Origin of the sequence: Pyxidicoccus trucidator, from assembly GCF_010894435.1 — a bacterium.
Classification (GTDB): Bacteria; Myxococcota; Myxococcia; order Myxococcales; family Myxococcaceae; genus Myxococcus; species Myxococcus trucidator.
The window spans coordinates 253,377-280,017 of the sequence record NZ_JAAIXZ010000017.1 but is presented as its reverse complement, the minus strand read 5'-3'; the positions used below and the strand labels follow the sequence as shown (position 1 = coordinate 280,017).

General features: G+C 68.8%; 17 protein-coding genes, 1 tRNA gene and 1 pseudogene. 11 read left to right on the top strand and 8 right to left on the bottom strand.

From position 1 onward, the window contains the following. Positions 1–851: 851 nt before the first annotated feature. Positions 852–1,142, bottom strand: a pseudogene (locus G4D85_RS49910) (response regulator); the annotation flags it as partial. 223 nt (positions 1,143–1,365) lie between these two features. Further along, positions 1,366–1,632 (bottom strand): hypothetical protein, encoded by a 267-nt coding sequence (locus tag G4D85_RS37115; protein WP_164018676.1) that lies wholly within the window; start codon positions 1,630–1,632, stop codon positions 1,366–1,368. A gap of 375 nt (positions 1,633–2,007) precedes the next feature. On the opposite strand from G4D85_RS37115, the gene G4D85_RS37110 reads away from it, so the two are divergent. The 4 genes from G4D85_RS37110 (at position 2,008) to G4D85_RS37095 (ending at position 10,060) form a co-directional block, all read left to right on the top strand. Then, positions 2,008–2,508, top strand: a complete 501-nt coding sequence (locus tag G4D85_RS37110) for a hypothetical protein (RefSeq protein WP_164018830.1) — start codon at positions 2,008–2,010, stop codon at positions 2,506–2,508. Positions 2,509–2,790: 282 nt separating this feature from the next. Continuing rightward, positions 2,791–4,074 carry a TIR domain-containing protein gene (locus G4D85_RS37105; protein ID WP_164018829.1) on the top strand — a complete coding sequence of 428 codons (1,284 nt, stop codon included), beginning with the start codon at positions 2,791–2,793 and terminating at the stop codon, positions 4,072–4,074. 10 nt (positions 4,075–4,084) lie between these two features. Beyond that, the gene (locus tag G4D85_RS37100) at positions 4,085–5,107 is read left to right on the top strand and encodes an AAA family ATPase (protein ID WP_164018828.1); all 1,023 of its coding nucleotides are present in this window, start codon (positions 4,085–4,087) and stop codon (positions 5,105–5,107) included. Between the two features lie 3 nt (positions 5,108–5,110). Beyond that, positions 5,111–10,060: an OmpA family protein gene (locus G4D85_RS37095; RefSeq protein WP_164018827.1), complete on the top strand. Its 4,950-nt coding sequence runs from the start codon at positions 5,111–5,113 to the stop codon at positions 10,058–10,060. A gap of 521 nt (positions 10,061–10,581) precedes the next feature. Here the strand turns inward: G4D85_RS37095 and G4D85_RS37090 are convergent. Further along, positions 10,582–10,680: transfer RNA gene (locus G4D85_RS37090), tRNA-Sec, on the bottom strand. 50 nt (positions 10,681–10,730) lie between these two features. Beyond that, positions 10,731–11,369: a TetR/AcrR family transcriptional regulator gene (locus G4D85_RS37085; protein ID WP_205525866.1), complete on the bottom strand. Its 639-nt coding sequence runs from the start codon at positions 11,367–11,369 to the stop codon at positions 10,731–10,733. A gap of 104 nt (positions 11,370–11,473) precedes the next feature. Here G4D85_RS37085 and G4D85_RS37080 point away from each other — a divergent pair, with 104 nt between their 5' ends. Further along, positions 11,474–12,466 carry an NAD-dependent epimerase/dehydratase family protein gene (locus G4D85_RS37080; protein ID WP_164018825.1) on the top strand — a complete coding sequence of 331 codons (993 nt, stop codon included), beginning with the start codon at positions 11,474–11,476 and terminating at the stop codon, positions 12,464–12,466. Here G4D85_RS37080 and G4D85_RS37075 read toward each other — a convergent pair. After that, complete coding sequence (locus tag G4D85_RS37075) at positions 12,420–13,493, bottom strand: metallopeptidase family protein (protein WP_164018824.1); 1,074 nt, start codon at positions 13,491–13,493, stop codon at positions 12,420–12,422. The genes G4D85_RS37080 and G4D85_RS37075 overlap by 47 nt on opposite strands. A gap of 92 nt (positions 13,494–13,585) precedes the next feature. Here G4D85_RS37075 and G4D85_RS37070 point away from each other — a divergent pair, with 92 nt between their 5' ends. Beyond that, positions 13,586–13,942 carry a response regulator gene (locus G4D85_RS37070; RefSeq protein ID WP_164018823.1) on the top strand — a complete coding sequence of 119 codons (357 nt, stop codon included), beginning with the start codon at positions 13,586–13,588 and terminating at the stop codon, positions 13,940–13,942. A 170-nt stretch (positions 13,943–14,112) separates the two neighbouring features. After that, complete coding sequence (gene groL, locus G4D85_RS37065; protein ID WP_164018822.1) at positions 14,113–15,762, top strand: chaperonin GroEL; 1,650 nt, start codon at positions 14,113–14,115, stop codon at positions 15,760–15,762. Positions 15,763–15,917: 155 nt separating this feature from the next. On the opposite strand, the gene sinM is transcribed toward groL, so the two are convergent. Together sinM and sinK are read right to left on the bottom strand one after the other, a co-directional pair. Further along, on the bottom strand, positions 15,918–17,117 hold the full coding sequence (gene sinM, locus G4D85_RS37060; RefSeq protein ID WP_164018821.1) for a signal integration modulator SinM: 1,200 nt from the start codon (positions 17,115–17,117) through the stop codon (positions 15,918–15,920). Next, the gene (gene sinK, locus G4D85_RS37055) at positions 17,114–18,631 is read right to left on the bottom strand and encodes a hybrid histidine protein kinase/response regulator SinK (protein ID WP_164018820.1); all 1,518 of its coding nucleotides are present in this window, start codon (positions 18,629–18,631) and stop codon (positions 17,114–17,116) included. Before sinK ends, sinM begins: the two co-directional genes overlap by 4 nt. Positions 18,632–18,774: 143 nt before the next feature. On the opposite strand from sinK, the gene G4D85_RS37050 reads away from it, so the two are divergent. After that, entirely contained in the window at positions 18,775–19,179 is a 405-nt protein-coding gene (locus G4D85_RS37050; RefSeq protein WP_164018819.1) for a demethoxyubiquinone hydroxylase family protein, read from the top strand. Between the two features lie 6 nt (positions 19,180–19,185). Here the strand turns inward: G4D85_RS37050 and G4D85_RS37045 are convergent, their stop codons facing one another. Next, complete coding sequence (locus G4D85_RS37045; RefSeq protein WP_164018818.1) at positions 19,186–20,565, bottom strand: GGDEF domain-containing response regulator; 1,380 nt, start codon at positions 20,563–20,565, stop codon at positions 19,186–19,188. A gap of 50 nt (positions 20,566–20,615) precedes the next feature. On the opposite strand from G4D85_RS37045, the gene G4D85_RS37040 reads away from it, so the two are divergent. The 3 genes from G4D85_RS37040 to G4D85_RS37030 all read left to right on the top strand — a co-directional run bounded on the left by G4D85_RS37040 (position 20,616) and on the right by G4D85_RS37030 (position 26,641). Beyond that, the gene (locus tag G4D85_RS37040) at positions 20,616–21,431 is read left to right on the top strand and encodes a chemotaxis protein CheW (protein ID WP_164018817.1); all 816 of its coding nucleotides are present in this window, start codon (positions 20,616–20,618) and stop codon (positions 21,429–21,431) included. Between the two features lie 118 nt (positions 21,432–21,549). Next, positions 21,550–22,857 (top strand): response regulator, encoded by a 1,308-nt coding sequence (locus G4D85_RS37035; RefSeq protein ID WP_164018816.1) that lies wholly within the window; start codon positions 21,550–21,552, stop codon positions 22,855–22,857. A gap of 64 nt (positions 22,858–22,921) precedes the next feature. Further along, positions 22,922–26,641 (top strand): valine--tRNA ligase, encoded by a 3,720-nt coding sequence (locus G4D85_RS37030; RefSeq protein WP_164018815.1) that lies wholly within the window; start codon positions 22,922–22,924, stop codon positions 26,639–26,641.

Genomic DNA, 26,641 nt, shown 5'->3' with positions numbered 1-26,641 from the left:
CCGCTGGCACTCGCCGCGTCGACTTCGCGCCAACTTACGCGCCGCCTCCCGCGCCACGCCGCCCCAGGGGCGCGCGGCGTAGACCGCAGCGCTCGCCCCCTCGCTCCAAAAGAGCGAAAGTCGAGTCTGAGCGTGACGCCGTCAGGCCGGGGGAGATGCCCGGAACGAATCCGCTCGAGCAGCTCTTCGGGGAAGCCTCGCCCATTGTCCGTACAAATGATGGAGTCGGTGCCATCGGTCTCGACTTCGATCCGAAGCTCGATCCGGGGGGAGGAGACACCCTCGCAGGCACGCGTAGCGTTCTCGAGCAGTTCGCCGACGAGGAAGGTGCTGATGCCGGCCGGAAGGTCCAACGGCTTCGACTGCGAGACGGCATAGCTGAACTCGGGGTGCGCGCGCCGGTACTGGTCCGCGACCCTCTCGATGGTCTCCTGCTCCTGCGCCTGTTGCTCGGGGGCGTAGTAGGCCCTCGAAATGTCCTGCATGAGCTGCAGGACGCGGACGAGCCGCTCGAGCCCCACTCTCATGCGAGCAGCGCTTTTCGATTCGCTGGCGGGGGCCTCGGGCTCCTTGTGGGAGAAGTGCTGCAGCGACGCGGCGACGTTCAGGGCGTCGTGGAGCAATCCCCCCATGACATAGGGGTAGACATCGCGTCTGAGTGGAGGCGCGGGGCGCTCCTGGGAAGAAGGCATGTCCGCGGGGCGTGAGGGCGGGGGCTCCTCCTGAGTGCTGCGGACGGATGACATCCCCAGTGCCCTCCGAAGAGTCTCTACCGCCGAAAGCCACAGCTTGGGAAAAGTGGGGACACGTGAGATTCCCAAGGTCCTCCACATCCACCCGTCCCGTATCTCCAGCGTGAGACGGATCATCTGAATGAGATCATTCAGGTCGAATGGTTTCGCCAGATGTCCGCACGCACCGATGTCAAGCGCTTTGCTCCTTACATTCCTGTCGGCGGATAGGACCACAATCGGAATCCGGGGCCGGATGCGTCGCATGCGAAGGCGCTGCGCGAACTCCCACCCGTCCATCACCGGCATCATCAGGTCGAGGACGATGATGTCGGGGCGGACGTGCTCCATCTTTTCGAGAGCCTCCTTGCCATTGCGTGCGGGCAGGGTCCCGAAGCCCTCGGCCTCCATGATCTCGCTCAATGCTTCCAGGATGTCTGGATCATCATCGACAATCAGGAGGGTGGTCTGCTGGGTCACAATCGCTGCTCCTCCGCACGTCCCGCTGCAACCGAACCGGCAGTCGCCCGCACAGCAGCGTATCAGGCCGTGGGAGCTTCCAGGTTCGCCAGGACTCTAGCGCCTTCATGCTGGGGAGGAAGAAGTAGCCCCCACCCTTCATGGTGACGAAGCGTTAGATTCCCTCCACGCACCGGCGCAGCGGCGCGCGCGGCAGGGTGAGCTTGCCCGCGCCGTGCATCATGAGCGGATCGCGCTCGCCATACCAGCCGCAGAGGATGTCCGCACGGGCGACCATGCCCTCCCGGAACTCGGTGGGGAAGCTCTCCAGCGCCGCGGCTGGGAGCCCCAGCGCCTTTAGCCCGCTCCAGCTCACCGCGAGGTTCAGCCCCGTCGTCCACTGGGAGAGTTGCTCGGAGGTCTTGTCGGCCGCCGTCGACACGCCGGCCCTGGCCGCCCTCCCATGAGGTGCGCGGCAGGGGCTTGGCTCTCTTGGCCCTGGCGGCTTGAGCCTCAACACCACGCGGCCTGAGGGGGCTCGCGCGGCGGGGCCAGCCTCGCACCTGCCGTGGGCAGGCCCAGGTGCTCCAGAATCGCTCGCACTCCTGCCGCCTCGTTCACGTACGCCAGCACTCGCCGTCTGCCTCCACACCTCACGCAGGCGAACACGTCGAAGTCGAACGTCCTCTTCAGCCACTCTGCCCAATCCACTCGCGGCCTCCTCTCCTTCATCGGCTCCTTGCTGGCCGCTGCCTGGGGCGCCACGCTCGTCTCCTCCTCTCCCGCTTGGGGGGGCCGGTATGTCCCTTCCGATACCTTGAAGAGCGCGCTGGAGAAGCTCCCGGAGCCACCCCCGAGCCAGCAGGATGCGGAGCAACGGGGGTTCTCGAAGCTCCGGGGGGTGATCACCCCGGCGGAGCAGCAGCTGGCCCAGCAGTTGGAGGGGACGTGGACCCAACTGACGCGGAGATCGGGGAAGCTCGTCATCCACCCCTCCTGCCATGGGGAGCCCATGGAGATCCGCATCGAGGCTTTCGGAGAGGAGACCCGGGTCCACCTCCAGTTCAGCACCGAGGACGAGGGGGAGGAGACCAGCCTCATCGTGGTGGGCGTCGAGCTCAATCACGGCACGACCGTCTTCAGGGACCTGAATGGAGGGACGCTCAAGCACGCGAGCTGGCGCGAGGACCCGCGGGTGTCGACCTGGACCTACTCGGAGTGCGAGCCGCTCAACGGCCTGTGCGTGCACTCCTCCCAGAAGGACGCCTTCCCCGTCGTGGAGCCCAACTGCGACGGCGTGGACTCCAGCCCCCAGTAGAAGCTGGGACTGGCCCCTGGGGCGGCTTCAGGTCCGGCGGAGGAGCCGCGCCAGCGCCGGGGATGCTGTTCCAGTGGCCGCGCCGCCGCCTCCAGTCGTTTGAGGGCACCGGACCGCGGACTGTGGCACCGTGCGGCCTGCCTGCACGTCCGCTTCTCCCTGAGCGGTCAGCTGGATCAGCAGCGCGGCATCTGAAGACCCACGGCCTCAGCCGATTGGGAGCATGGGGATTTTGTGGTTTCATCACGGCGAACCATCCCCTGTGAGCACACGGGGGCGCCCTTGCCGGCCGAGAACATGCCTCACATCTTCATCAGCTACCGGCATTCCGACTGGGAAGCAGCGCGAATACTGGCGGACGATCTGGCGGACCTCGGATTCGATGTGTTCCTGGACTCGCTTCGTCTGGAGGCTGGTCAGGTTTGGCCGAACGAGCTCCAGGACGCGGTCCAGACGTGCCGCGCCATGCTTGTGGTCGTCGGCAAGGGGTGGACGAACTGGAGGAGCATCCGGCGCTTGAAGCACGAGGGCGATTGGGTTCGAAGGGAGGTCCATGGGGCGCTCGTTCGCGGTCCCCGAGACGTTCTCGTCATCCCGGTTCTTGTCGAGCCGGCAAAGCTACCCGGAGCCGAGCGGCTGCCTGAGGAGCTTCGTCCGCTCCTCAGGCTCCAGCACGAGGAACTGACGCGCAAGCAGAAGGACGGGGACGTGAAACGGCTCGCGAAGCGGCTCCACGCATGCCTGGGTACCTCGGCCACCCCGCAGGCGGAGCCGATCCCAGAGATGCTTCCGTACCTGTGTGACCGCGACGTGCAGGAGGGGGCGCTCAACGATTACCTCAACGCCATCCTGCGGCAGGAGCGGACGCCGATCTGTGTCGTCCATGGTCACGGGGACGAGAGCCACAACGACTTCCTGCGCCGGGTGAAGCCCGCCATCCTCGAGAATTGCCTTGGCGCCACGAGGTCCGGTCTGGCCGAGCACAAGCTGGTGTGGCCAACGCCATACACCAAGCTGAAGGACTGCGCCCCGTTGCTCCGCCAGCGCATCAAGCAGCATGTCCTCGGTTCGACCGCGTCGGATGAGCAGCTCACCCAATACCTCAAATCCCCGGGACAACCGCAGGTCCTGGTGCTTGAGGCCGCGGATGATGACCTGCCGCAAGGCGGCCGCCTGTTCGTGGAGAACCTCGCCAGTGCGTGGCAGGACCTGTTTCGGCTTCCGAGTCCCGATGGAAAGAACGCGGTCATCGTTCCGAGCCATCCGTTCCTCCTTTGGGTGAACCTGCGCCACTACGCCGAGGAGAGTTCTCTGGTTCCCCCGGGCACATCGGGTCGGGTGATGGTGGGGGGAGCGGCCGTACTTCCAGCACTGGCCCCCATCGGAAGACCTGACATCGACGTCTGGCTCGACCGGCCGGAAGTGCGGCCCTTCGTCCGCGAGAAGCGGCTGCAGTTACAGGAGCTCGTGAAGAGCTCACGCTACCGCCTGCGAGACAGTAGGCTCCGGATGAGCCATTTCGCGCACCACGTACAGGAACTCCTCGGCGACCGCTCCTCGCCATGACGAGAGGACCATGCACTACACGAAAGACATCGAACGCCTCGTGACGAAGGAGGACAAGGAGGAGGCGAAGCGCGCTGGTGGTGAACATCCATCAGGCTACGTGCCAGACGATGACCTGGTGAACGCTGTCAACGTGGCGCTCGTCCTGCAGCGCCCGCTGCTCGTCACGGGGGATCCCGGGGCGGGCAAGACGCAACTCGCATCCAGCATCGCCTGGCAACTGCACCGCCAAGGCGTAGAGGGGGTGACCTCCTTCGAGGTCGAGAAGTTCGAGACCAAGTCGACTTCGGTCTCACGCGACCTCTTCTACTCGTTTGACGCGATCGGTAGGTTCCACGCGGCGCACATCAAGGGGAGCAGGAACAACGTGGATTACATCGCGTACAACGCGCTCGGCCGCGCGCTGTTGGACGCCTGCCCCGTGGAGAACGTGAGGTCCCTCCTGCCCCCGGGTCACAGGTACCGGGGCCCGCGGCGAAGCGTGGTGTTGATCGACGAGATCGACAAGGCGCCGCTGGACTTCCCCAACGACCTTCTGAATGAGCTGGACCAGATGTACTTCCGTATCCCGGAACTCGGTGGCCGGACCGTCGGCGGGAGAGGGAAGGTAGAGGACACGCTGAGGCCCATCGTGGTCATCACCAGCAACTCGGAGAAGGCGCTGCCCGAGCCGTTCCTGCGCCGCTGCATCTACTACGACATTCCCTTCCCTTCAGAGACGCGGCTGCTGGAGATTCTCATCGCCCGTACGCCCGAGGAGAAGCTACCAGGCGGTGCGCTGCTCCAGGACGCCTTGAAGTTCTTCCGCTATTTGCGCGAGAAGGCCCAACTCCAGCGGCGCATCTCCACCGCGGAGTTGCTGCAGTGGCTCACCTTCATGCGGCAGATGAAGGCGGCGCCCGACCGCAGGCTCAAGGAGTCGCAGCCCATCGCGTTCCAGGGGCTGCATGCGCTCGTCAAGAACTCGGACGACCAGCCTGCGGTCAGGTCGCTCCTGGAGAGGTTCATCGAGGGCAAGCTCAAGTTCGACTGACACATGAAACCGACGCTGGACCTCCCGCTGCTCACCGCACAACTGCGCGACGCAGGCTTCAAGGTCGACACGCGCCAGTTCCTGGCGGCACACCAGCTCATGGTGGAGCTGCAGCGCCGGGGTGTGAGGATCGACGAGGACGTTCAGGCACTCACCTCCCACCTGGGGCCGCTGTTCTGCACGTCCCCCGAAGAACAAGCTCGCTTCAGGAGGGTCGTCCAGGCGCACCTCGCGGTCCCCCCCCCTCCTACCAAGCAACCCGAGTCACCCGACTTCGGGGGGCTCCAGAGGGCCATCGCGGGTTTCTCCGTGGTCGCCTGCCTCCTGTTCCTCTGGTTCGTAGGTCGCGACAGACTATCGGGCGAAGAAACCCACTCCAGCGATGGGGGCTCCGTGGACGGGGGCGTGCTGGATGCGGGGGTGGACGGGGGCGTGCTGGATGCGGGGGTGGACGGGGGCGTGCTGGACGCGGGGGTGGACGCGGGCGTGCCTCCGCCCCAGACGTGGCTGCGTGTCGGGGAGCCACGCACGTTCTCGCCCTCTGCCGTGGGCGAGTCTCAGAGTCCTGGGTTGGACTGGAAGCGCGGGGGGCTCCTGGGCGTCATTGGGGGCCTCGTCGTCTTCGGGCTCTGGTCGCTCCTCGCATGGAGGGCTCGCCGCTTGGTCCTCCAGAAGCTCCCGGAGGCCGAACGGCCGGATTTCGTGCATCTCGACCCTGAGCCCTCTGATGCCTTCTGGCTGGAGGACGCGCGGCTGAGGGAACTCGCGGCGGGGCTCAGGCGTCCTCGCGAACTGCTGCAGGTGCCAGAGTTCGACGCACGGAGGACGGCCGAGGCGGCTGCCCGTGGTGCGGGGTTCAGCCTGCCGCTCTTCTCCTCGCGGAAGACCATCCCGCACTACCTCTTCCTCGTTCATCGCCGGGCTCCCCAGGACCATCAGGCCCGCCTCGTCGAGGGACTGCTCGAAGAGCTCGGCAAGCGCCATGTGGCGGTGGCTCGCTACACGTTTGTCGAGGACCCCAGGACAGCTTTCTCCGCTGACGGCGAGCGCACGCCGATTCCTCTCGCGCGCCTCCTGGCGCGTCACCACGCCTCCACGGTCGTTCTCGTGGCCGAGGCACGCACCTTCCTCGACCCACTCATGGCGAGGCCCGCGCCCTGGCTCGCTGACTTCCGCCGCCTTCCCCGAAGGGTCCTCCTCACGCCAGCGCCCGTGGCCCATTGGGGAAGGGAGGAGCTGGCGGTTGAGCAGGAAGGCTTCGCGATCGTCCCCCTGGAGACCGAGGCGCTCGTCGCGTTCGCGCGGAGCGAGGGTGGGGGGATGGCGCGCCCGCAGGCTCTCGCGGAGTTCACGCGGCCCTTTCCCCCGTCCATTCGGCGGAATCCGGAACGCTGGCTCGAGTGCGCGACACCCGATGCCGTGGTGATCGCACGTTTGCTGCGGGAGCTACGAGCCTACCTGGGGCCCTCCGCGTTCACGTGGCTCGCGGCATGCGCGGCCTACCCGGAGGTGGAATGGGACCTCACCTTGTACTTGGCGCGGGCTGTGCCCAAGGTGGTAGACGGCTCCGGTGGCGGGCTGTCCGTTCCAGTCCACCTGCCCAGGCTGGCTCGCCTTCCCTGGTTCCAGCATGGGGTGATGCCTGAATGGCTCCGCAGGACCCTACTCACCCAGCTCTCCGCTGGCCAGGAGCGCGCTGTCCGGCGCTGCCTCAGGATGAGGCTGGCGCTGCTGGCCCGGAGGACCCTCGCGCGACAAGGGCAGGGCCCGGACGGGTCCGGCGGAGGTCTGCGCCTCAAGGCCTGGAACCCGCTTCAGCTCCTCCAGACGTCTTCGCCGGAGAGCCCGATGAGGGACGCGGTGTTCGTCGGCTTCATGGCGGGCGCGCGCATCGAGGCCCCGGTGCTCGAGGCGCCGGGCATCCTACGGCGCCTGTTCCGCCACGTCGGAGTCATGCCGTCGCCCCTGCAGGTGAGCGCGGCAAGCCGTGCTCCGCGGAGTCTTCGCGAGCGCATGAGGGCGCGGGTACGTGGGTGGGCTGCGTTCCGGCCGCAGCAGGTGCGCTTCGTGGCCGCATGCGCGAGCGCGGCCCTCGTGGGGGTTTTGTGCACCCCGAGGGTGGAGCCACTCTCGGAGCTCCCGCTCATCGCGGCAGTGGCTCTGAGCCCGGACGCAAAGCAGCTCATCCTGGGGCTGGAGAGCGGAGTAGTGCAGCGGGTGGAGCCACTGACAGAACCTTGGAAGGAAGTGTCTCCCGGGCACCAGAGCCGCATCACGGCCATGGCGTTTGCCCCGACGGGCAACGTGCTCGCCATTGCCTCCGAGGGCGGTGGGGTGCGCTTGTGGGATGTCCGCTCCGGCGGCGAACCACGCGTCCTGCGCTCCGATGAGGACATGTCGCTGCTGCGCTTCAGTTCCGGCGGCGAGCGCCTGCTCGGGCTCAGCGCGTTCACCGCTCGGGTCTGGGACCTCCCATCCGGCACCTCACGCTGGTCAATCGACCGGCGGCAGTCGCAGGGCGCGAAGTTCTCCACCGCGGCATTCCCTTCCGACGACCGGGTGCTCATCGGTGAGGAGACGGGGGAGTGGGTAGCGTGGGACATGGAGCGGTTGGCACAGGTTCCCTTCACCCTGCGGCCGGGGGGAGTGGTGCCCGGGGAGCCGCCCTTCGACCCAGGTCGGCCAGCGTTCACGAGCGATGACAGCTCCCTGCTGCTGAACACCACGGCGGACGGGAGGGTGCTGGGGTGGGATGCACGCTCGGGTGAGCCGCTCTTCCGGCTCCACGTGGACGGGGGCTACCTGCGTGTCGGCGCCACGCCGTGGGGCCTCCTGCTGGTCCAGCGAGACTCCAACGGAAGCATCTCCCTCCAGGAGGCGCAAACACGCGAGATCCTCGTGGAGGGGATTCACCACGATGGTGTCACGGACGCGCGTCTCAGCATGGACGGCACCACCCTTCTCACCACCTCCCAGAAGGAGGTGCGGCTCTGGTCCCTCGTGCGTGACGTCCCGAGTGGGTGCGACGCGTTCGAGCCGGTCCGGTTCGCGTACGGGGTCGATGGCTTTTCCGGTATGGGGCGGGAGCAACTCAAGCACGTCGCGGATTGCGTCAAGAAGCGGTCTGCTCCAGGCAAACTGCTCATCACCGGACATGCGGAGGGGGAGGAGCGCGGGGCGACCGTTCAGAGCGCCAGCGAGGCGCTGGCCCAGCAGGCCGCCAGATACCTTATCTCCCTCGGAGTGAGCTCCTCCCGCATCGAGACGCAAGGGGCGGGCACGTCCAAGCTGCTGTGCCAGGAGACGACTGAGGCGTGTCGGGCCCGGAATCGCAGGGTGGATCTGCAGTGGAAGGTCCCCGTAGCGCCCCCCGTAGCGCCCCCCGTAGCGCCCCCCGTAGCGCCCCCCGTAGAAGTCTTCGTGGAGGTGCCCGATCTGGTCACCCGGCGCGTGAGCGAGGCGCAGGGCCTCCTTGAGCAAGCACGGTTGGTGCTCGGCAAGGTGCAGGGGCAGACGCCGGACGTGCCGCTCAACGACCCGGACATAGTAGTCAGCTCGCAGTCTCTCACGGAGGGGAGCCAAGCAAGGCCCGGCAGCCGGGTCGATGTCACGGTGATGCGGCTGCCCCCCAGGTGCGAGCTGACTGAGCTGCCTCCGCTACGGATCGGATTCAACGAAGCTCGGCTCCGCGGGCCGGAGCGGGTCCTGATCCAGCAATACGCTCGCTGTATCAACGACAGTACGGACGGTTCGCGCGTGACCCTCGAAGGGCACACCGGCTTCCCGGGTGATGATACCTACGCCTTGCAGCTCAGCAACAGGCTTGCCGGGTCGGTCAAGCGGGCCCTCATCGAGCTGGGCGTGCCCGCCTCCCGCCTCGAAACCGTCGGCTACGGCGAGACGCGGCCGCGCTGCACGGAAAACACCGAGGCGTGCTTTGCCCTGAATAACAGGGTGGAATTCAGATGGGGAGGGCCCGACGTGCGCCTCGTCGACGTTCCCGACGTGGTGGGGCGGGGCAGGTCAGAAGCGCGCGCCGCACTCGAGGACGTCGGGCTGGTGGCCGTCTTGCCCGAGCCCCAATCAGAAGGCCTCCCTGGGGAAATCGTCGCTGCACAGGCGCCTTCCGCTAAGGCTCGAGTGCTTCCTGGAACCAAAGTCGAGCTCACGCTCCAGGTGATCGGGTACGTCGTCCTCCTGAGTGAACAGGCCGGGTGTGCCGCGACCGTGGACACGTACCTCGCCCAGCGGGAGGCACTGGCCGTCAGCCTTGGCACCGAGTTCAACATCGACCGGCTCCACGTGGTCCGCGCACGTCGGGAGACGTCTGCGACGTCTGCACGGTATGCCGTCGTCTACGGGGATGCCTCCACGAGGCCTGAAGAGGCCCGCCGTCTCGCCAACACCGTGGGAGGAAGCGCAACCCCGGTCCCGAGCGAGAAGTTCGAGGAGACGTCAGGCGGCTGCGAGGTGAAGGAGGAGGTGCGCTCGCGCCTGCTGCGGCTCGCGGCGGACTACACGCAGATGCGCGAGCGGCTCCCGTCAGGTGACGAGCGGACGACGCTCTTGAATGGAGTGGTCGCGCGCATGATGAGCGTGATCCCCGAAGTGTTCTTCTCCGCGAAGGACCTGGAAGAGCTCTACCGCCAGCATGAGAACCCGGAGGGTGCGCGGATTGCGGCGCTGGCAGCTTGGCAGAAGGTCGAGGTGCCTGTCGTCCTCTTGAGCATGGATCTCATCCTGCAGTCCATCCAACAACCCGACTCGCCATTCGAGCAGTACCAGGCGCTCATGGCACTCATGCGAATCGAGCATTACCTGCTCCTCGATGAGGACAGGGCGCGTGCGTTGAATGCGCTCGAGAGTGCCTGGCGGACGGATGTAATGGGAATCCAGGACGACATCTCGCGAAAAGAACCCGCGCAAACACTCATGAAATCGCTCCAGCGTTGACCTCGCCATGAGGCGTCCCAGACAGCTGCTTCCCCAGGAGCTCCGAGGGATGGCTGCGCGTCCTCGTGCGCGGAGGGCGTGAGACCACCGTGCGGCCTGCCTGCACGTCCGCTTCTCCCTGAGCAGTCAGCTGAATCAGCAGCGTGGCATCGCGGAGCGCTTCGTGGGTCGTCACGTCTAGGACGACCACGCCCGTCCTGACTGCTGACCATGAGGGGCGACGCAGGGCGCAGGAACTCTCGGCTCCTGTGCCCGAGGGCCTTTCGTGAAGCGCTGAGGGGCAGGGCTGAGTGAGTAGGTTTGCTCGAATAGGTGGGTATGCCGCTCGCGGGTCGCAGCAGAGCAATGCTCCTTGGACGCGATCGCTATCAGCGAACCCGGTTGATGCGCGAGATGGGGCTGGGGGCGCGAAGGTTGTACGCAATTTGTACGTAGCCGACTGAACGCCTGCGCACCCGCCCGAACGATTCATCCTGCACCGAGAGTCGGCTGCAACCGCCCGATTTCAGAGAGAAAAAGGGTGGCGGTAGGGCATGAGAATCGAACTCACCAGGGACCGCTCTCGCGACCCCTCACCGGTTTTGAAGACCGGGCCGGCCACCAGGTCCGGAGGCCCTACCACCGTCGATTACTGCCGCACGCCCACGGCCCCGTCAACCAACGCCACGGCTCACCGCGCCTTCTTCGCCGCCTTGGCCGGCTTCAACCCCGGCAGCCCCTCCACCAGCGTGGCCACCAGCAGCCGTGCCAGCTCCTCGGCGGGTGCGCCCTTGAACCCCGTGCACGTGAGCCGCAGGCTCACAATCCCGTGAAGTCCCGCCCAGAGCACCTCGGCCAGCTTTGAGGGCTCGGCGTCCTCCGCAAGTCGCCCGGCCGTTTTCAGATCCTCGAACACCCGCACCAGCACGGCGAATGACTTCGGCCCCGCGCCCTCCGCATCACCGAACAGCGCCGTCGACAGCTTCGCGTCCTCCATGAAGATGAGCCGATACGTCTCCGGCTGCCCCAGGCCGAACTTCACGTAGGCCTCGGCCATCCTCGTCAGCCGCTCCACCGGCTCCTCCACCGTGGCCGCCGGCTCCAAGGCCGCCAGCAGGTCCTGGAACCCGCGAACGCACAGTTCCTTCGCAATTGCGTCCCGGTTCTCGAAGTGCAGGTACAGCGTCGCCGGCGCGTACTCCACGGCGTCCGCCAGCTTACGCATCGACAAGGCGCTGAAGCCCTCGCGCATCACCATGTCCCGGGCCACCCGGACAATCTGCTCGCGCAGCTCCGCCCGCTGCCGCTCCTTTCGATCCGCGATCCCCATGTTCGCAGTGTAGGTCTTGACATCCCGAACGGCCACCAATAAATGAACGGTGTTCACAGAACGGTGTTCATAAACCTCTCGCCGTTCGGAACAGGGAGTACGACATGGACAAGGTGGCGTTGTTCGGCGCCTCGGGCGTCGTCGGACAGAGCGTGGCGCAGGCCCTCCAGGCGCAGGGGCGGGCCTACCGGGTGGTGGGGCGCTCGAAGGCCAGCCTCCAGAAGGAGTTCGGCGCGGACCCTCTGGCGGAGGTCGCCACCTGGAACCCTGACGACCCGGACTCCATCCGGGCCGCGGCTCGCGGCATCCACACGCTCGTCTACATGGTCGGGGTGAACTACTGGCAGTTCCAGCTCCACCCGCAGCTGATGCGCCGCACGCTGGACGCCGCCATCGCCGAGGGCGTGAAGCAGGTGCTGCTCATTGGCACCGTCTACCCGTACGGCCTGCCGCGCTCCACGCCCGTCACGGAGGACCACCCCCGCGAGCCCCACACCTTCAAGGGGCGCATGCGCAAGGAGCAGGAGGACCTCCTCATGGCCGAGGACGCCGCCGGTCGCATCCGCGGAACCATCCTCCGCCTCCCCGACTTCTACGGCCCGGGCGTGGACAAGAGCTTCCTCCACCGCGCCTTCCTCTCCGCCGCGCAGGGCAAGCGCGCCGGGCTCATCGGCCCCATCGACGCCCCGCACGAGTTCGTCTACGTGCCCGACGTGGGCCCCGTCGTCACCGCGCTCATGGATGAGCCTCGCGCCTACGGCCGTTGGTGGAACCTGGCCGGCGCGGGCGTCACCACCCAGCGGGAGCTCGTGAATGAAATCTTCGCCCAGGCGGGCCGTCCTCCGAAGCTCATGACGATGGGGAAGGGGATGCTCCGGCTCATCGGCCTCTTCGACCCGTTCATGCGCGAGCTGGTGGAGATGCACTACCTCCTCACGAAGCCCGTCCTCATGGACGACTCGGCCCTGCGTGGACTGCTGGGCACCGTGCGCAAGACGCCCTACAGCGAGGGCATCCGCCAGACGCTGGCGGCCCTGCGTGCCCCGTCCGTCAGTCCAGCCCCCGTTGCCACAGGTCGTCCTCATCCAGTCCCATGAGGTGACCGACCTCGTGCATCACCGTGATTCCAATCTGCTCGATGAGCTCCTCGCGCGTCCTCGCGAAGCGCTCCAGGTTCTTCTGGTACAGCACGATGGACGCGGGGTAGTGGTCGTACGCGTTCGTCACGCTGCGCTCGCCCACGGGCGTGCCCCGGAACACCCCCAGGATGCTCGGAGACAGCGGCGGGTCCTGCCCCAGCAGGTCCTCGTCCGAGGGCAGGTCCTCCACGGCAATCGTCACGTTGTCCAGGTACTGCTTCGCGTGCCGGGGCAGGGACTTCACCGCGTCCTCCACCGCGCGGTCGAACGCGGACTCCTCCAGCTCCACGGGAGGAGGGAACTCCTCGGGCACCAGCGCCTGCGCCTTCCCGAAGCGCTTCTTCGCCTCCTTCGCGTCCCCGCGCCGCTCCGCCATCAGCCCCAGGTAGTGGTGCGCCCACGCCTCGTCCGGCACGTCCTTCAGCACCTTGTCGAAGGCGGCCCGCGCCTCTTCGAAGCGGCATAGCTCGAAGAGGGCAATCCCGCGCTCCAGCTGCGCGTCCAGTGAGCGCGGCACGTGCCCGAGCGCCGCGTCCAGGCTGGCCAGCGCCGTGGCGCACTCGCCCATCTGGTTCAGGCCCATGCCCTCCAGGAGGAGGAATTCGTACAGCAGCTCCACATCATCGGCCTTCTGGGCCAGGCGCCGGCCTCGCGCGCACAGGGCCAGCCCCTCGGCCACCGCCTCGCGGTCCTCCCCGGCGCGGCACACCAGGCAGTCCGCGGCGCCCAGGAGCACCTCCAGGTCCTCCGGAGCCACCTTCAGGGCCTGTCCGAAGGCCCGGCCGGCTTCCTCCAACCGTCCCAATTCCACCAGGGCCGCTGCCCGGAAGTGCAGGGCCGGGGGCAGCTCGGGCGCGTCCGCCAGCAGGGCCTCCGCTCCGGCCAGCGCCGTCTCGAAGTCACCCGCCTCGAAGGCGTCCGCCACCGCGTCCAGTCGAGCCTCCACGCCGTCCACCCCCTCTCGCTTCGCGGTCCGCTTCCCCATGGGCCGGCACATATGAAGGCGCACTGTGCGTTGTCAACGACGGCCACGGCTGTTAGGTTGCGCGACCCGTCCATGCGTGGCGGCTCCGTCCCGTGAACATCCTAGTCGTCGACGACGATCTCGAGCTGTGCACCATGCTCTCTCGCTTCCTGGAGATGCATGGGTACACGGTCTACTCGGCGGCGGACGCCCTGCAGGCGCTCGACATCCTGGAGCGCAACCAGGTGGGCATGGTCATCACCGACTACGTCATGCCCCACATGGACGGCATCCGCTTCACGGAGATGCTCAAGGCGGAAGCCCGCTTCCAGTCCATTCCCGTGCTCATGATGACGGGCAGCAACGACGAGGGCATCACCGAGCGCGGCCTGCGCAAGGGCGTGGCCCTCACCCTGCGCAAGCCGCTGGACATGGGGCAACTGCTCACCCTCGTGCGCTTCGCGGAGTAGGGCCCCCGCCAGCCCTGCACCCAGGGAGGCTGGACGCGTCGGCTCGCCCACAGGGTTGCCCTTCTCGGTTGACATCATCCCGCTGGCCCTTATGTTGGCGCTCGCCATGGCCGAGTGCTAACGGCCAGCGTAGTCACAACATAATTCCCCAGTAAATTCAGGAGGTTGCGATGGCAGCGAAGGAGATTTTCTTCCACCAGTCCGCGCGTGAGGCCATCCTGCGCGGTGTCCGGATTCTGTCGGACGCTGTCGCGGTGACCCTCGGCCCCAAGGGCCGTAACGTGGTCATCGAGAAGAGCTTCGGCTCGCCCACGATCACCAAGGACGGCGTCACCGTCGCCAAGGAGATCGACCTCGAGAACAAGTTCGAGAACATGGGCGCGCAGATGGTGAAGGAGGTCGCGTCCAAGACCTCCGACAAGGCCGGCGACGGCACCACGACGGCGACGGTGCTGGCGCGTTCCATCTATGAGGAGGGCCTGAAGCTGGTGGCCGCGGGCCACAGCCCCATGGACCTCAAGCGCGGCATCGACAAGGCCGTCGAGGTCGTGGTGGCGGAGCTGAAGAAGATGTCCAAGCCCACCGCCGACAAGAAGGCCATCACCCAGGTGGGTACCATCTCCGCCAACGGTGACGACACCATCGGCGCCATCATCGCGGACGCGATGGAGAAGGTCGGCAAGGAGGGTGTCATCACCGTCGAGGAGGCCAAGGGCCTGGAGACCAACCTCGACGTGGTGGAGGGCATGCAGTTCGACCGCGGCTACGTCTCTCCGTACTTCGTGACGAACCGCGAGCGCATGGAGGTCGTCCACGACGACCCCTACCTCCTCATCAGCGAGAAGAAGGTCTCGTCGATGCAGGACATGATTCCCATCCTCGAGCAGGTGGCCCGCTCCGGCAAGCCGCTCATCATCATCGCCGATGACATCGAGGGCGAGGCCCTGGCCACCCTGGTGGTCAACAAGATCCGCGGCGTGCTCAACGTCTGCGCGGTGAAGGCCCCCGGCTTTGGTGACCGCCGCAAGGAGATGCTGAAGGACCTGGCCACCCTGACGGGCGGCATGGTCGTCAGCGAGGACCTCGGCCACAAGTACGAGAACCTCACGCTCAACGACCTGGGCCGCGCCAAGCGCGTCACGGTGGACAAGGACAACACCACCATCGTCGACGGCGCTGGCACCAAGGCGGAGATTGAAGGCCGCATCAAGCTCATCCGCGGCCAGATGGAGACCGTCACCAGCGACTACGACCGCGAGAAGCTCCAGGAGCGGCTGGCCAAGCTGGTGGGCGGCGTGGCCGTCATCAACGTCGGTGCCGCCACCGAGACGGAGATGAAGGAGAAGAAGGCCCGCGTCGAGGACGCGCTGCATGCGACCCGCGCGGCCGTCGAGGAGGGCATCGTCCCTGGCGGTGGCGTGGCGTACCTGCGCTGCCTGCCCGCGCTGGAGGCGCTGAAGCTGGGCGGTGAGCTGGACTTCGGCGTGGACATCATCCGTCGCGCGCTCCAGGAGCCGCTGCGGAAGATTGCCAGCAACGCCGGTGTCGAGGGCGCCGTGGTCATCAACAAGGTCCGCGACGGCAAGGGCGCGTACGGCTTCAACGCCCGCACCGAGGTCTACGAGGACCTGGAGAAGGCCGGCGTCATCGACCCGACGAAGGTGGAGCGCACCGCGCTGCAGAACGCCGCCTCCGTCGCCTCGCTGCTGCTGACCACCGAGGCGATGATCGCCGACCGCCCCGCGAAGAAGAAGGGCAAGGGCGGCGGCGCCGGCGGCGGCGGGATGCCGGACTACGGCGGCGACGACATGGACTACTGAGCCGACACCCACGGCCCGGGGCAGACGCCTCGGGCCCGCGGGTCCGGTGAGGTTTCTTGATGGGAAGAACGCGGCCCCGGATGCCTCCTCAGTGAGGCGCCGGGGCCGTGGTCTTTTCAGGGCAGGGGAGGGGGCCTTCCGGCCTGGGCCCCGGCTCAGGGCACCCGACCCACCGCGCCTCCGGTGCCGCTCTCCTGGGACGTGTAGAGCAGCGTGTTGCCGTCCACCAGCAGCCCGCCCGGGCCCGTGCCCTCGGGGCCCACCGCGTCCGACGTGCCCGGCGCGCACGCGCGCACGCGGCGCAGGAAGTCAGCACCGCCGGCACGCGCCTCCTTGAAGTAGACGGCCCCATTCAGCTCCACGGGGAACCACGGGCCCTGGAGTCCTTCGGCGAGGATTTCAGCCGTGCCCCCGCTTCGTGGCAGCTTCAGCACCCGGCCCGTGCCGCCCGCGCCCTCGGTGATGAGGAAGTGTGTGGGCGTCACCTCCAGCGAGTTGCCTCGCGTCACCGTGGCGTCCCGCCGCTCCGCCGCCGCGCTGCCGTCCAGCGGGACGCGGTAGAGGCCGGGGTTGGGGCCGCCGGAGACCAGGAACCACACGTCCGTGCCCACGAGCCTCGCGCTCCGCACCTGCGTGGCCCCCGTGCCGGCGTACAGCTCCTGGCGATTGCCTCCGTCAGTGTCCACCCGGACCAGCCAGCGATTCCCCGTGGCCACCACGACCACCTCACGGCCCGAGACGCTGGCGCGAAGCACCTCGGTGCCTCCGACGGTGACGTTGCTGACCGTCGCGTCGATGGGCAGGTCTCCCCGCCTCCCCGTCGCCTTGTCCACCTGCCAGAGCCCATCCAGGTCGAGCACGTAGATGCTCGTCGCATCCACGGCGAGGGCATCCGGCGCGCGGAAGCCCGTGGCCAGGGGCGTGGGCTCGCCTCCCGCGCGCGAGAACTTCAGCACCTGCCCTGCCCCCGGTGACGGCTGCTGGGGATTCAGCGAGTGCGACTCGGAGATGTAGAGGTCCGTCGCATCCAGCGCTAGCCGTCGGGGCGCGTTCAGTCGGGCGGCCAGCTCCGTTCCGCGCTCCGGGGCGGGGGCCTCGCAGGCTCCACCGTCCGTCGTGCCGGCGTCCGTGTCCGGATTGCCACCGTCCACTCCGGTGCCCGCGTCGTCCTCCGTGCCCGAGTCCGAGGGCTCCGTGCCCGCGTCCGGTTCGTCGCCGCCATCCGGCTCCGTGCCCGCGTCCTCCATGATTCCCGCGTCGTCGCCGCCTCCCGCGTCCTGTCGTCCCGGCTGCGGGGGCTTGTCCGAGGAGCAGGACACCGCGAGCAGCAGGACGGACAGGAGCGCGAGTCTCATGGGGCCTCTCTCTTGAATGCGCGGCTCAGCTCACGGCTGAGGGCCGTGATGTCGGACAGCAGCTTGGGCAGGCATGCGGAGGCGCCGGCGCGCAGGGACTCCAGCGCCGTCTCCATGGTGAGGTGCTCGGCCAGCACGACGAAGGGGGCGCCCTGCGACAGCGCCTTGGCCAGCTCCAGCGCCTTGCGTCCGTAGGCTGGTGCGAAGTCCCAGCTCACCACCACGCCCACGGGCTTCTCCATCGCCATCAGCTCGGCCGAGGCCAGCACCCGCGCCTCCAGCCCCGCCAGCGCCAGCGCCTCGGTGATGAGCTTCGCCGTCGTCGGGTTGTCCTCCAGCACGTCCACCCGCCGCATCTCGGTCGCCGTCCGCGGCGCGGGAGGCAGGGCCTGCTCGGACAGCGAGGTGCGCAGCAGCGCCCGCACCTGCCGGATGTCGTCGAAGGGCTTGAGCAGGTAGTCCACCACGCCCAGCTCCAGCGCCTGCTGCGTCGTCACCAGGGACGGGTAGCCCGTCATCAGGATGACGCGCGAGTTGGAGTAGAGCCGCCGCGCCTGCTGCGCCAGCTCCAGCCCGGACAGGCCCGGCAGGTTCTTGTCCGTGACGATGAGGTCCACCGGCGCCTGCCGCAGCAAATCGAGCGCTTCCTCGCCGCTGGCCGCCTCGATGACCTCGCACTCCTTGCTCATCAAGTCCCGGAAGACCATTCGGATGATGGTCTCATCGTCCACCACCAGCAGCCGCTGGCGCCGCGTGGGCGCCGCGTCCGTGGCGGGGAAGAGCACCCGGAACACCGTGGCCGGCGGCGGCACGTCGCGGATGATTCCCGGAGCCGCCAGGCCAATCTGCGCGCGGTGCTCCTGGGCGATGCGCCGGCACACGGCCAGCCCCAGCCCCGTGCCCCGCTTGTTGGCGGTGACGTAGGGCTCGAAGATTCGCTCGCGCAGCTCGTCGGGGATGCCCGGGCCCCAGTCCGCCACGTACAGCACCGGCGACGAGCCCTCGCGCGCGAGCACCACCTTCACGCGCCCTCGCCCTGCCATCGCGTCGCGCGCGTTGTTCAGGAGGTTGAGGGTGAGCTGCTCGATGAGCCGCGCGTTGCCCTGCACGGAGATGTCCTCGGGCGCCTCTACTTCCAGGGAGATGCGCGCGGAGTCGGGGTTGATGCTGAACAGCTTCGCCGCCGCCCAGATGGGGGCCGCCAGCGACAGGTGCTGCTGGGGCGCGGGGCGCTCGCTGGCCAGGCGGATGTAGTCGGAGACAATCTGCTCCATCCGCTCGACCTGGGCGAGCAGGAGCCGGAGCGGGCCGCTGGGGCCGCCGTCCTCCGCGAGGAGCTGCGCATAGGCCTTCACGCCCAGGAGGGGCTGCCGCAGCTCGTGCAGTACCTCCGCCGCCAGCTGAACGGAGTGGGCTCCCGCCCGTTGCAGTGCCGCCGCCGCCGCGCGCGCGGCTGGCAGGTCCCCCGCCTCCAGGGCCTGGAGCAGTTGGGAGAGCGGCGCCGGTGTTTCCATGCCGTGAGCATGACGGAGGCAGCGGCATCTACGCAACGCGGGCGAAGGGATTCCGTTGACCCGGGCCCCGGGCCGCGCGGATGCTCCCCGCGTTCTCAGGCGTCCAGGACCTGGACTCCGCCGCCGGCCTCCGGAGGGCCTTCATGCCGCAGACCAACCCGTTCCACTCGCTTGTGCCCCGGAAGATGTCCGACACGGAGCTGGCCCGCTCCATCCGGCTGAACATCGAGGCGGAGCTGGACGCCATCAACCTCTACGCCGCGCACATCGACGCCACCGACAACGAGGAGGCCAAGGCCGTCCTCCGCCACATCATGGACGAGGAGCGCGAGCACGCCGCCCTCTTCTGGCAGCTGATTGCCAGGCTGGACCCCGAGCAGGCCCAGCACGACCGCGAGGCGGGGGAGAAGTTCCGCCTCATCACCTCGGGCGCGTCGCACGAGGCGGTGGAGGCCGTGGGCAAGGAGGGCGGAGAGGGCGGAGAAGCGCGCTCCGTCGCCGACGGCAGCCCCGACAAGCGCCTCACCATCGGCAGCCTGCGCCGCTAGCCCGGCTCAGGCGTTGCCGGAGCCAGGGCCGCCCTGCCGGCGCTCCGCGGGTGGGGCCTCCAGGTCCAGCGCCGCCATGTAGACGACGTTCCTCGAGCCACGCTTGCCGCGGTACATGGCCCGGTCCGACAAGTCGAGCAGGGCGGCCTTCTCCCGGGCGTGCTCGGGGAAGCTGGCCACGCCGATGCATGTGGTGACGGTGAGCGACAGCCCCTCTCGCGCCATGAAGCGATGCGTCTCCATGGTGCGGCGGATGCGCTCCGCCACCTTGAGCGCCCCGCCCGAGTCGGTGTTCCGCAGCAGCACCACGTACTCGTCGCCGCCGTAGCGGGCCACCACGTCCGGGTCTCTCACGCAGCCCTTCACCACCCGGGCCGTCTCCACCAGCAGCTTGGAGCCCACCAGGTGGCCATGGGTGTCGTTGATGGACTTGAAGTGGTCCAGGTCCAGGAACAGCAGGCTGAAGGGGCGCTGCGTCTGGACGGAGTCCTGTACCTCGCGGTCCAGCACCATGTGCAGGTAGCGCGTGTTGAAGAGGCGGGTGAGGTCGTCGACGTACGCCAGGTCCTCCACCGCCGCGAAGCGGCCGAGGTTGCGCAGCGCCAGCGCCCAGTTGCGCACCAGGTAGCCGGCCGTCTCGCCGGTCCACCCGGCCCCGACCTCGCTGAAGAGCAGCACCGCATGCCCCAGCACCGAGTCTCCCTCGGTGGCGGGGAGGGAGAGGGCGCGCGGGAAGGCCGCGTCCAGCCCTTCCAGCTCCCGGGGCGCGCGCGCGTCCTTCAGGCTGGCGATGAGCGAGTCCACCAGCGCCTCCTCCGTTCCGGAGGGGAGCCCGCGCGTGCCCTGGAGCCGGAGGCCGGAGGCGTCGCGCTCCAGCAGCACCACGGCGGTGGCGGAGGCCATGGCCTGCAGCGCGCTCGCGGTGGCGGTGGCCAGCTTGTCCCTGTCCAGCGTGGTGGCGATGCGCTGCCCCGCCTCCAGCATGGCGACGTGCCGGCGCAGGGACGCGTTCTCCTGCATCAAGTCGCGCGTGGTGAGGGCGCGGCGCACGGCGTGCTGGAGGGCCTCGGGGGCCACCGGCTTGACGAGGTACTCGGCCGCGCCGCTCTTGATGGCCCTCACGGCGGGGTCCACCTTGTCCAGGCCGGTGATGACCACCACCTCCACGCCGGGGTGGCGCTCGCGGACGAACCGCAGCACCTCCATGCCGTCGCCGCCGGGGAGGATGAGGTCCGTCACCACCGCATCGAAGCGGTCTCCGGCCAGCGCGTCGCGCGCTTCCTGGAGTGAGCCCACCGCCATGACGGCATGCCCCACGGCCGTGAGGTAGTCGCCGTAGAGGGTGCGGGCGATCTTTTCGTCGTCGACGAGGAGGATGCGCGCCATCTCATCCAAGGGCTTAGCACCGAGGGGGGGAAGGCTGCTAGGGTAGGGCCGTGTCACCCTTCGAAAGCGGACGCCGGCTCTGCCTGCTCGTGGAGGCAGGAGAGACGCGCTACGCGGTGGAGGCCACCTCTGTCATGGAGGTGGCCATGTCCGGCGCCAACGGCACCAGCCTGCGCGGCGTGCTGGAAGTGAAGGACCTGTCCGCCCTGCTCGGTGGCCCTCCAGAGGAGGGGACGGGCATGGTGGTGGTGCTCGACGTCAGCCCCACACTCGCCGTGCGGGTGCGCTCGGTGGTGGAGGTGGCCGACGTCGCCCGCGCGCCCTTCTTCCTCCTACCGCCGGGGCTCGCGGACTCGCTGGCCCCGTTGAGCCGGGGCGCGGTGCTCCACAAGGAGCGGCTCTACCTGGAGCTCATCGCCGAGGCGCTGCCCCACCGCATCGGCCCCCGGTCCTCGCCCGCCCCCTCGCGTCCCGTCCACTGGGCCGAGGCCCCGCCCGAGCGAGCCATGGTCTTCGAGTCGCAGGGGCGGCTGTTCGGCGTCCCGCTGGGCCTGGTCTCCCAGGTGGTGGTCCGGGGGGAGGCCTTCAGCGTCCTGCCCGTGCAGAGCGGCCCGGTGGCCGGTATCTTCCCTCATGCCCAGGTGCTCTGGCCCATCTGCTCGGTACCCGCCCTGCTGGGGTCCGCCCCGGCGCCGGAGGCCTTCTTCATCCTCACGGAGCTCGCCGGGCGGAACGTGGGGCTGACGGCCACCCGGGTGCTCGGAGTGCTGCAGCGCTTCGAGTCAGACGACACCGCGGGCAGCTTTCGCGCCCCCGGGTTGCCCGAGCCCGTATTGTTCCTGGACCTGCAGCGCATGTTTTCTTGATCGTCGCAGAGCGCGACCCGTAAGCTGCTTCGCTTGACAGAGTGCCGCGACCCAGGCTTATCGCGGCAGGAATCCCCAACGAATTCAGGGGGGTGGACGCCCCCCGAGGCCCGAACCGATGCCCAAGAATCTGCTGGTCGCCGACGACTCGCTCACCATCCGGAAGGTGATCGGGATGATCTTCGCGACCGAGGACTTTCAGGTGACCGCGGTGGACAACGGGCTCGACGCCATCTCCCGTGTCCGCGAGCTGCGCCCGGACGTCGTGCTCGCCGATGTGATGATGCCGGGCAAGAGTGGCTACGAGGTCTGCGAGGCGCTGAAGAACGACCCCGCGACGCAGGGCATCCCCGTGGTGCTGCTGGCCGGCACCTTCGAGGCCTTCGACGAGAACCGTGCCCGCGCCGCCCGCGCGGATGACCACATCGCCAAGCCCTTCGAGAGCCAGGTGCTGCTCGACAAGGTGAAGGCGCTGGTGGGCCAGAAGTCCAACACCATGCCGGCCTCCATGGCCACGCGCGTGTTGCCGCCCTCCGCCCAGCCCGCGCCCGCCGCGCCGCAGCCCGCGCCCCAGCCTGCTCCCGTCGCCGCCCGTCCGGGCGTGCCTCCCGGGCCGGGCGTCCCCCGTCCTCCGGGCGCTGGCATGCCTCCGGGCGCGCCGCGTCCTCCGGGCCCTGGCATGCCGCCGGGCCCTGGCATGGCCCGTCCTCCAGGCCCCGGCATGCCGCCTCCTGGCGCTCCGGGCGCGCCGCGTCCTCCGGGCCCTGGCATGCCGCCGGGCCCTGGCATGGCTCGTCCTCCGGGCCCCGGCATGCCGCCTCCGGGTGCTCCGGGCGCGCCGCGTCCTCCGGGCCCCGGTATGCCTCCGGGCGCCGTCGCGCGTCCGGGCGTGCCGCCTCCGCCGGGGGCCCCCGCTCCGGGCATGCCGCCGCGTCCGGGCATGCCGCCTCCGGGAGCGCAGCCTCCGGGCATGGCGCGTCCGGGGATTCCCCAGGGCACCCAGTCGGGCTTCCCGCGTCCTCCGGGGGCCGCGCCGCTGCCGGCCGCTCCGGGTGGGGCGCCGCAGCCCGCCGCCCGCGCGAGGGATCCATTCGGCCTGGGCGCTCCCGCGGCGCCGCCCGCGCCCGTCGCCGCCCAGCCCTCCATCAGCATCGAGGACTCGCTGCCCGACACCCACGGGGCGGAGGAGATCTCCCTCGACATCGGCACTCCTCCGGCGCCCGTCGCCGCCCGTCCCTCCGCCGCTCCGGCCCCGTCCCGTCCGTCCGCCGCGGATGGTGGCGAGGCGCAGCTCCGCGAGGCGCTGTCGAAGGCCTCCCGCGAGGTCATCGAGAAGATTGCCTGGGAGGTGGTACCGCAGCTCGCGGAGACCATCATCCGTGAGGAGCTCGAGCGGCTCATCAAGGACCGAGAGACGCAGCACTGAGGCGTTCTACGCCGTTTCCTCCTGACCCTCCCGCCGACCCCGCCCCCGGGGTCGGCCGTGCGCAATGACCGACACTACTGAACTGTCCAAGGCCTACGAGCCCACCGAAGTCGAGGCTCGCTGGTACGCCCACTGGCTGGAGAAGGACTACTTCCGCGCCGAGGCGACCTCCGACAAGCCGGCCTTCTCCATCGTCCTGCCGCCGCCCAACGTCACGGGCAGCCTGCACATCGGCCACGCGCTCACCGCCACCATCCAGGACATCCTCACCCGCTGGAAGCGGATGAGCGGCTTCAATGCCCTGTGGCTCCCCGGCACGGACCACGCCGGCATCGCCACGCAGATGGTGGTGGAGAAGGAGCTGAAGAAGTCCGAGGGCAAGAGCCGGCACGACCTGGGCCGCGCGAAGTTCCTCGAGCGCGTCTGGGAGTGGAAGGCGAAGTACGGCGCCCGCATCGGTGAGCAGCACCGCTTCCTGGGCGCCTCGCTGGACTGGAGCCGCGAGCGCTTCACCATGGACGAGACGTCCTCCGCCGCCGTGCGCGAGGTCTTCGTCCGCCTGTACGAAGAGGGCCTGATGTACCGGGCCCAGAAGCTCATCAACTGGTGCCCCTCGTGCCGCACCGCCCTCAGTGATTTGGAGGTCGAGCACGAGGAGAAGAACGGCTCCATCTGGCACATCCGCTACCCCGTCAAGGACAGCGACCGCGCCCTCACCGTGGCCACCACGCGCCCGGAGACGCTGCTGGGCGACACCGCGGTGGCCATCCACCCGGAGGACGAGCGCTACACGGGCCTGGCCGGGCAGACGGTGAAGCTGCCGCTGACGGACCGCGAGATTCCCATCATCGCGGACGCGGAGCTGGTGGACCCGAAGTTCGGCACCGGCGTGGTGAAGGTGACGCCGGCCCACGACTTCAACGACTACCAGACGGGCCTCCGGCACAAGCTGCCGATGCTCACCATCCTGGACGACTCGGCCCGGATGACGAAGGAGACCGGGAAGTACTCCGGTCTGGACCGCTTCGAGGCGCGCAAGCAGGTGCTCGCGGACCTCACGGAGCTGGGGCTGCTGGAGAAGGAGGAGCCCCACAAGCTCTCCGTCGGCACCTGTCAGCGCTGCGCCACCGTGGTGGAGCCGCGCCTGTCGCCGCAGTGGTTCGTGAAGATTGAACCGCTCGCGAAGCCGGCGATTGAAGCGGTGGAGCAGGGCCGCACGAAGTTCGTCCCCGAGACGTGGACGAACACGTACTTCCACTGGATGCGCAACATCCACGACTGGTGCGTCAGCCGCCAGCTGTGGTGGGGCCACCAGATTCCCGCGTACTACTGCACCTCGTGCAGCCCCCGTCAGGGCGATGACACGGACCTGCCGCTGGACGCGCCCACGGTGAAGGTGGGCGGGGTGGACTTCGCGCGCGCGGAGCCCATCGTCGCTCGCGAGCAGCCCAAGTCCTGCCCGAAGTGCAGCGGCACGTCGTTCATCCAGGACTCGGACGTGCTGGACACGTGGTTCTCGTCCGGGCTGTGGCCGTTCTCCACGCTGGGCTGGCCGCGCGAGACGCCCGAGCTGAAGACCTTCTACCCGACGTCCGTGATGGAGACGGGCAGCGACATCATCTTCTTCTGGGTCGCCCGGATGATGATGATGGGCCTGCACTTCATGGGGGATGTGCCCTTCCGCACCGTCTACCTGCACGCGATGGTGCGCGACGAGAAGGGCGAGAAGATGTCCAAGGTGAAGGGGAACGTCATCGACCCCCTGGACATCGTCCTCGGCGCCCCGGCGGACAAGCTCCAGCCGACGCTGAAGAACAAGTTCCCCCAGGGCATGCCGCCGTTCGGCGCGGACGCGCTGCGCTTCACGCTCGCGACGCTCACCCAGCAGGGCCGGGACATCAAGCTGTCCATGGACCGGCTGGCTGGCTACAAGGCCTTCTGCAACAAGCTGTGGAACGCCAGCCGCTTCGCCCTGATGAACATGGGCGACTTCCAGCTCGACGCGCGCCCGCTGACGGAGCGCAAGCTGACGCTGGCGGACCGGTGGATTCTCTCCCGGCTGCAGCGCGCCACCGTCGAAACGCACAAGGCGCTGGAGGAGTTCGGCTTCGCCGAGGCCGCGTCCACGCTGTACCAGTTCCTCTGGGCCGAGTTCTGCGACTGGTACATCGAGCTGTCCAAGGGCGCGCTGTACGGCGAGGACGCGGAGGCCAAGGACTCCACGCGCGCGGTGCTGGTCTACAGCCTGGACCGCATCCTGCGGCTGCTGCACCCGTTCATGCCCTTCATCACCGAGGAGATCTGGCAGAAGCTGCCGATGACCCGGCCGACGGAGAGCATCATGATTGCGCCGTATCCGGAGCCGGACACCGCGCTGGTGGACGAGGCGGCGGAGGCGGAGATGGCGCCGGTCATCGCCGCCATCGAGGGCCTGCGCACCCTGCGCGGCGAGAGCAACCTGCCGCCCGCGACGAAGGTGAAGGCGTTCATCCAGAGCTCGGACGCGCGCACGCGTGAGCTGCTGGAGCGCTGGCGTGGCTACCTCATGCCGCTGGCCGGCCTCTCCGAGGTGCAGGTGAGCGCGCCGGGGGCGAAGCCGCCGCAGGCGGCCGCCTTCGTGGGCTCGAATCTGGAGATCTACGTCCCGCTGGCGGGCCTCGTCGACCTGGACGCGGAGCGAGATAGGTTGAAGAAGGAGATTGCCCGCGCCGAGCAGGAAGTGGCCGGCGTGCTGCGCAAGCTGGAGAACCCCAATTTCGTGGCCAAGGCGCCGCCGGACGTGGTGGTGAAGGACCGCGCCCGCGTCGAGGAGTTGAACGAGCGCAAGGCCAAGCTTCAGGACCACCTGCAGCGGATTGCCCCGGAGCCTCCCATGCCCGAGAACACGCCTCCCGAGAACAACACGCAGTCGACCGAGGTAGGTGCCTCCCCCTCCGCCCCGGCCCAGGTGAAGGTCGCCCCGAAGCAGGAAGAGAAGGGCGGCGTGGACCTGGGCCAGGAACTGAAGGGTGAGATGGGTGAAGCGGAGGGCGCGCCCCAGCCCGCGGACTCGCAGGTCGAGGACGCGCTCGCGAAGCTGCGCGAGGGCACCAAGGAGGGCCTGTCCCCGGCCGACCACCATGACCTCGGCGTTGCGTACATGAGCATGGGGCTCGTGGACGACGCGATGCGGGAGTTCAACCGGGCCAAGGAGGGCGGAGACGCCCGCGCGGCCCCTGGCGAGGAGGCCTCCGCTCCGGCGAAGGTGCAGGGCGACAAGCTGGCGAAGCAGTTGCCGGCCGCGAAGCCCGCGCGCCCGGCCCCGGCGAAGAAGTCGTCCGCTCCGGTGAAGTTGCAGGGCGACAAGCTGGCGAAGCAGGCCGCGACGCAGGCGCCCGTTGCTCCGGTGAAGACGGCCGCGGCCCCCGCGAAGAAGGCGGTCCCGGCGAAGAAGGCAACGGCTCCCGCGAAGGCGGCGGCGGCCCCGGCGAAGAAGGCAACGGCTCCCGCGAAGGCGGCGGCGGCGGCTCCGGCGAAGGCGGCGGCTCCGGCGAAGAAGGCCACGGCCCCGGCGAAGAAGGCCCCTGCGAAGAAGGCGGCGGTGAAGAAGGGCGCGGCGAAGAAGGCCCCCGTGAAGAAGGCGGCGGCGAAGAAGGCCGTGGCGAAGAAGGCCCCCGTGAAGAAGGCGGCGGCGAAGAAGGCGACGGGCCGGAAGGCTCCCGCGAAGAAGGCCTCCGCGAAGAAGGCGGCGGCGAAGAAGGCCACCCGGGCGAAGCCCACGGCACGGGCGAAAGCCCGGCGGTAA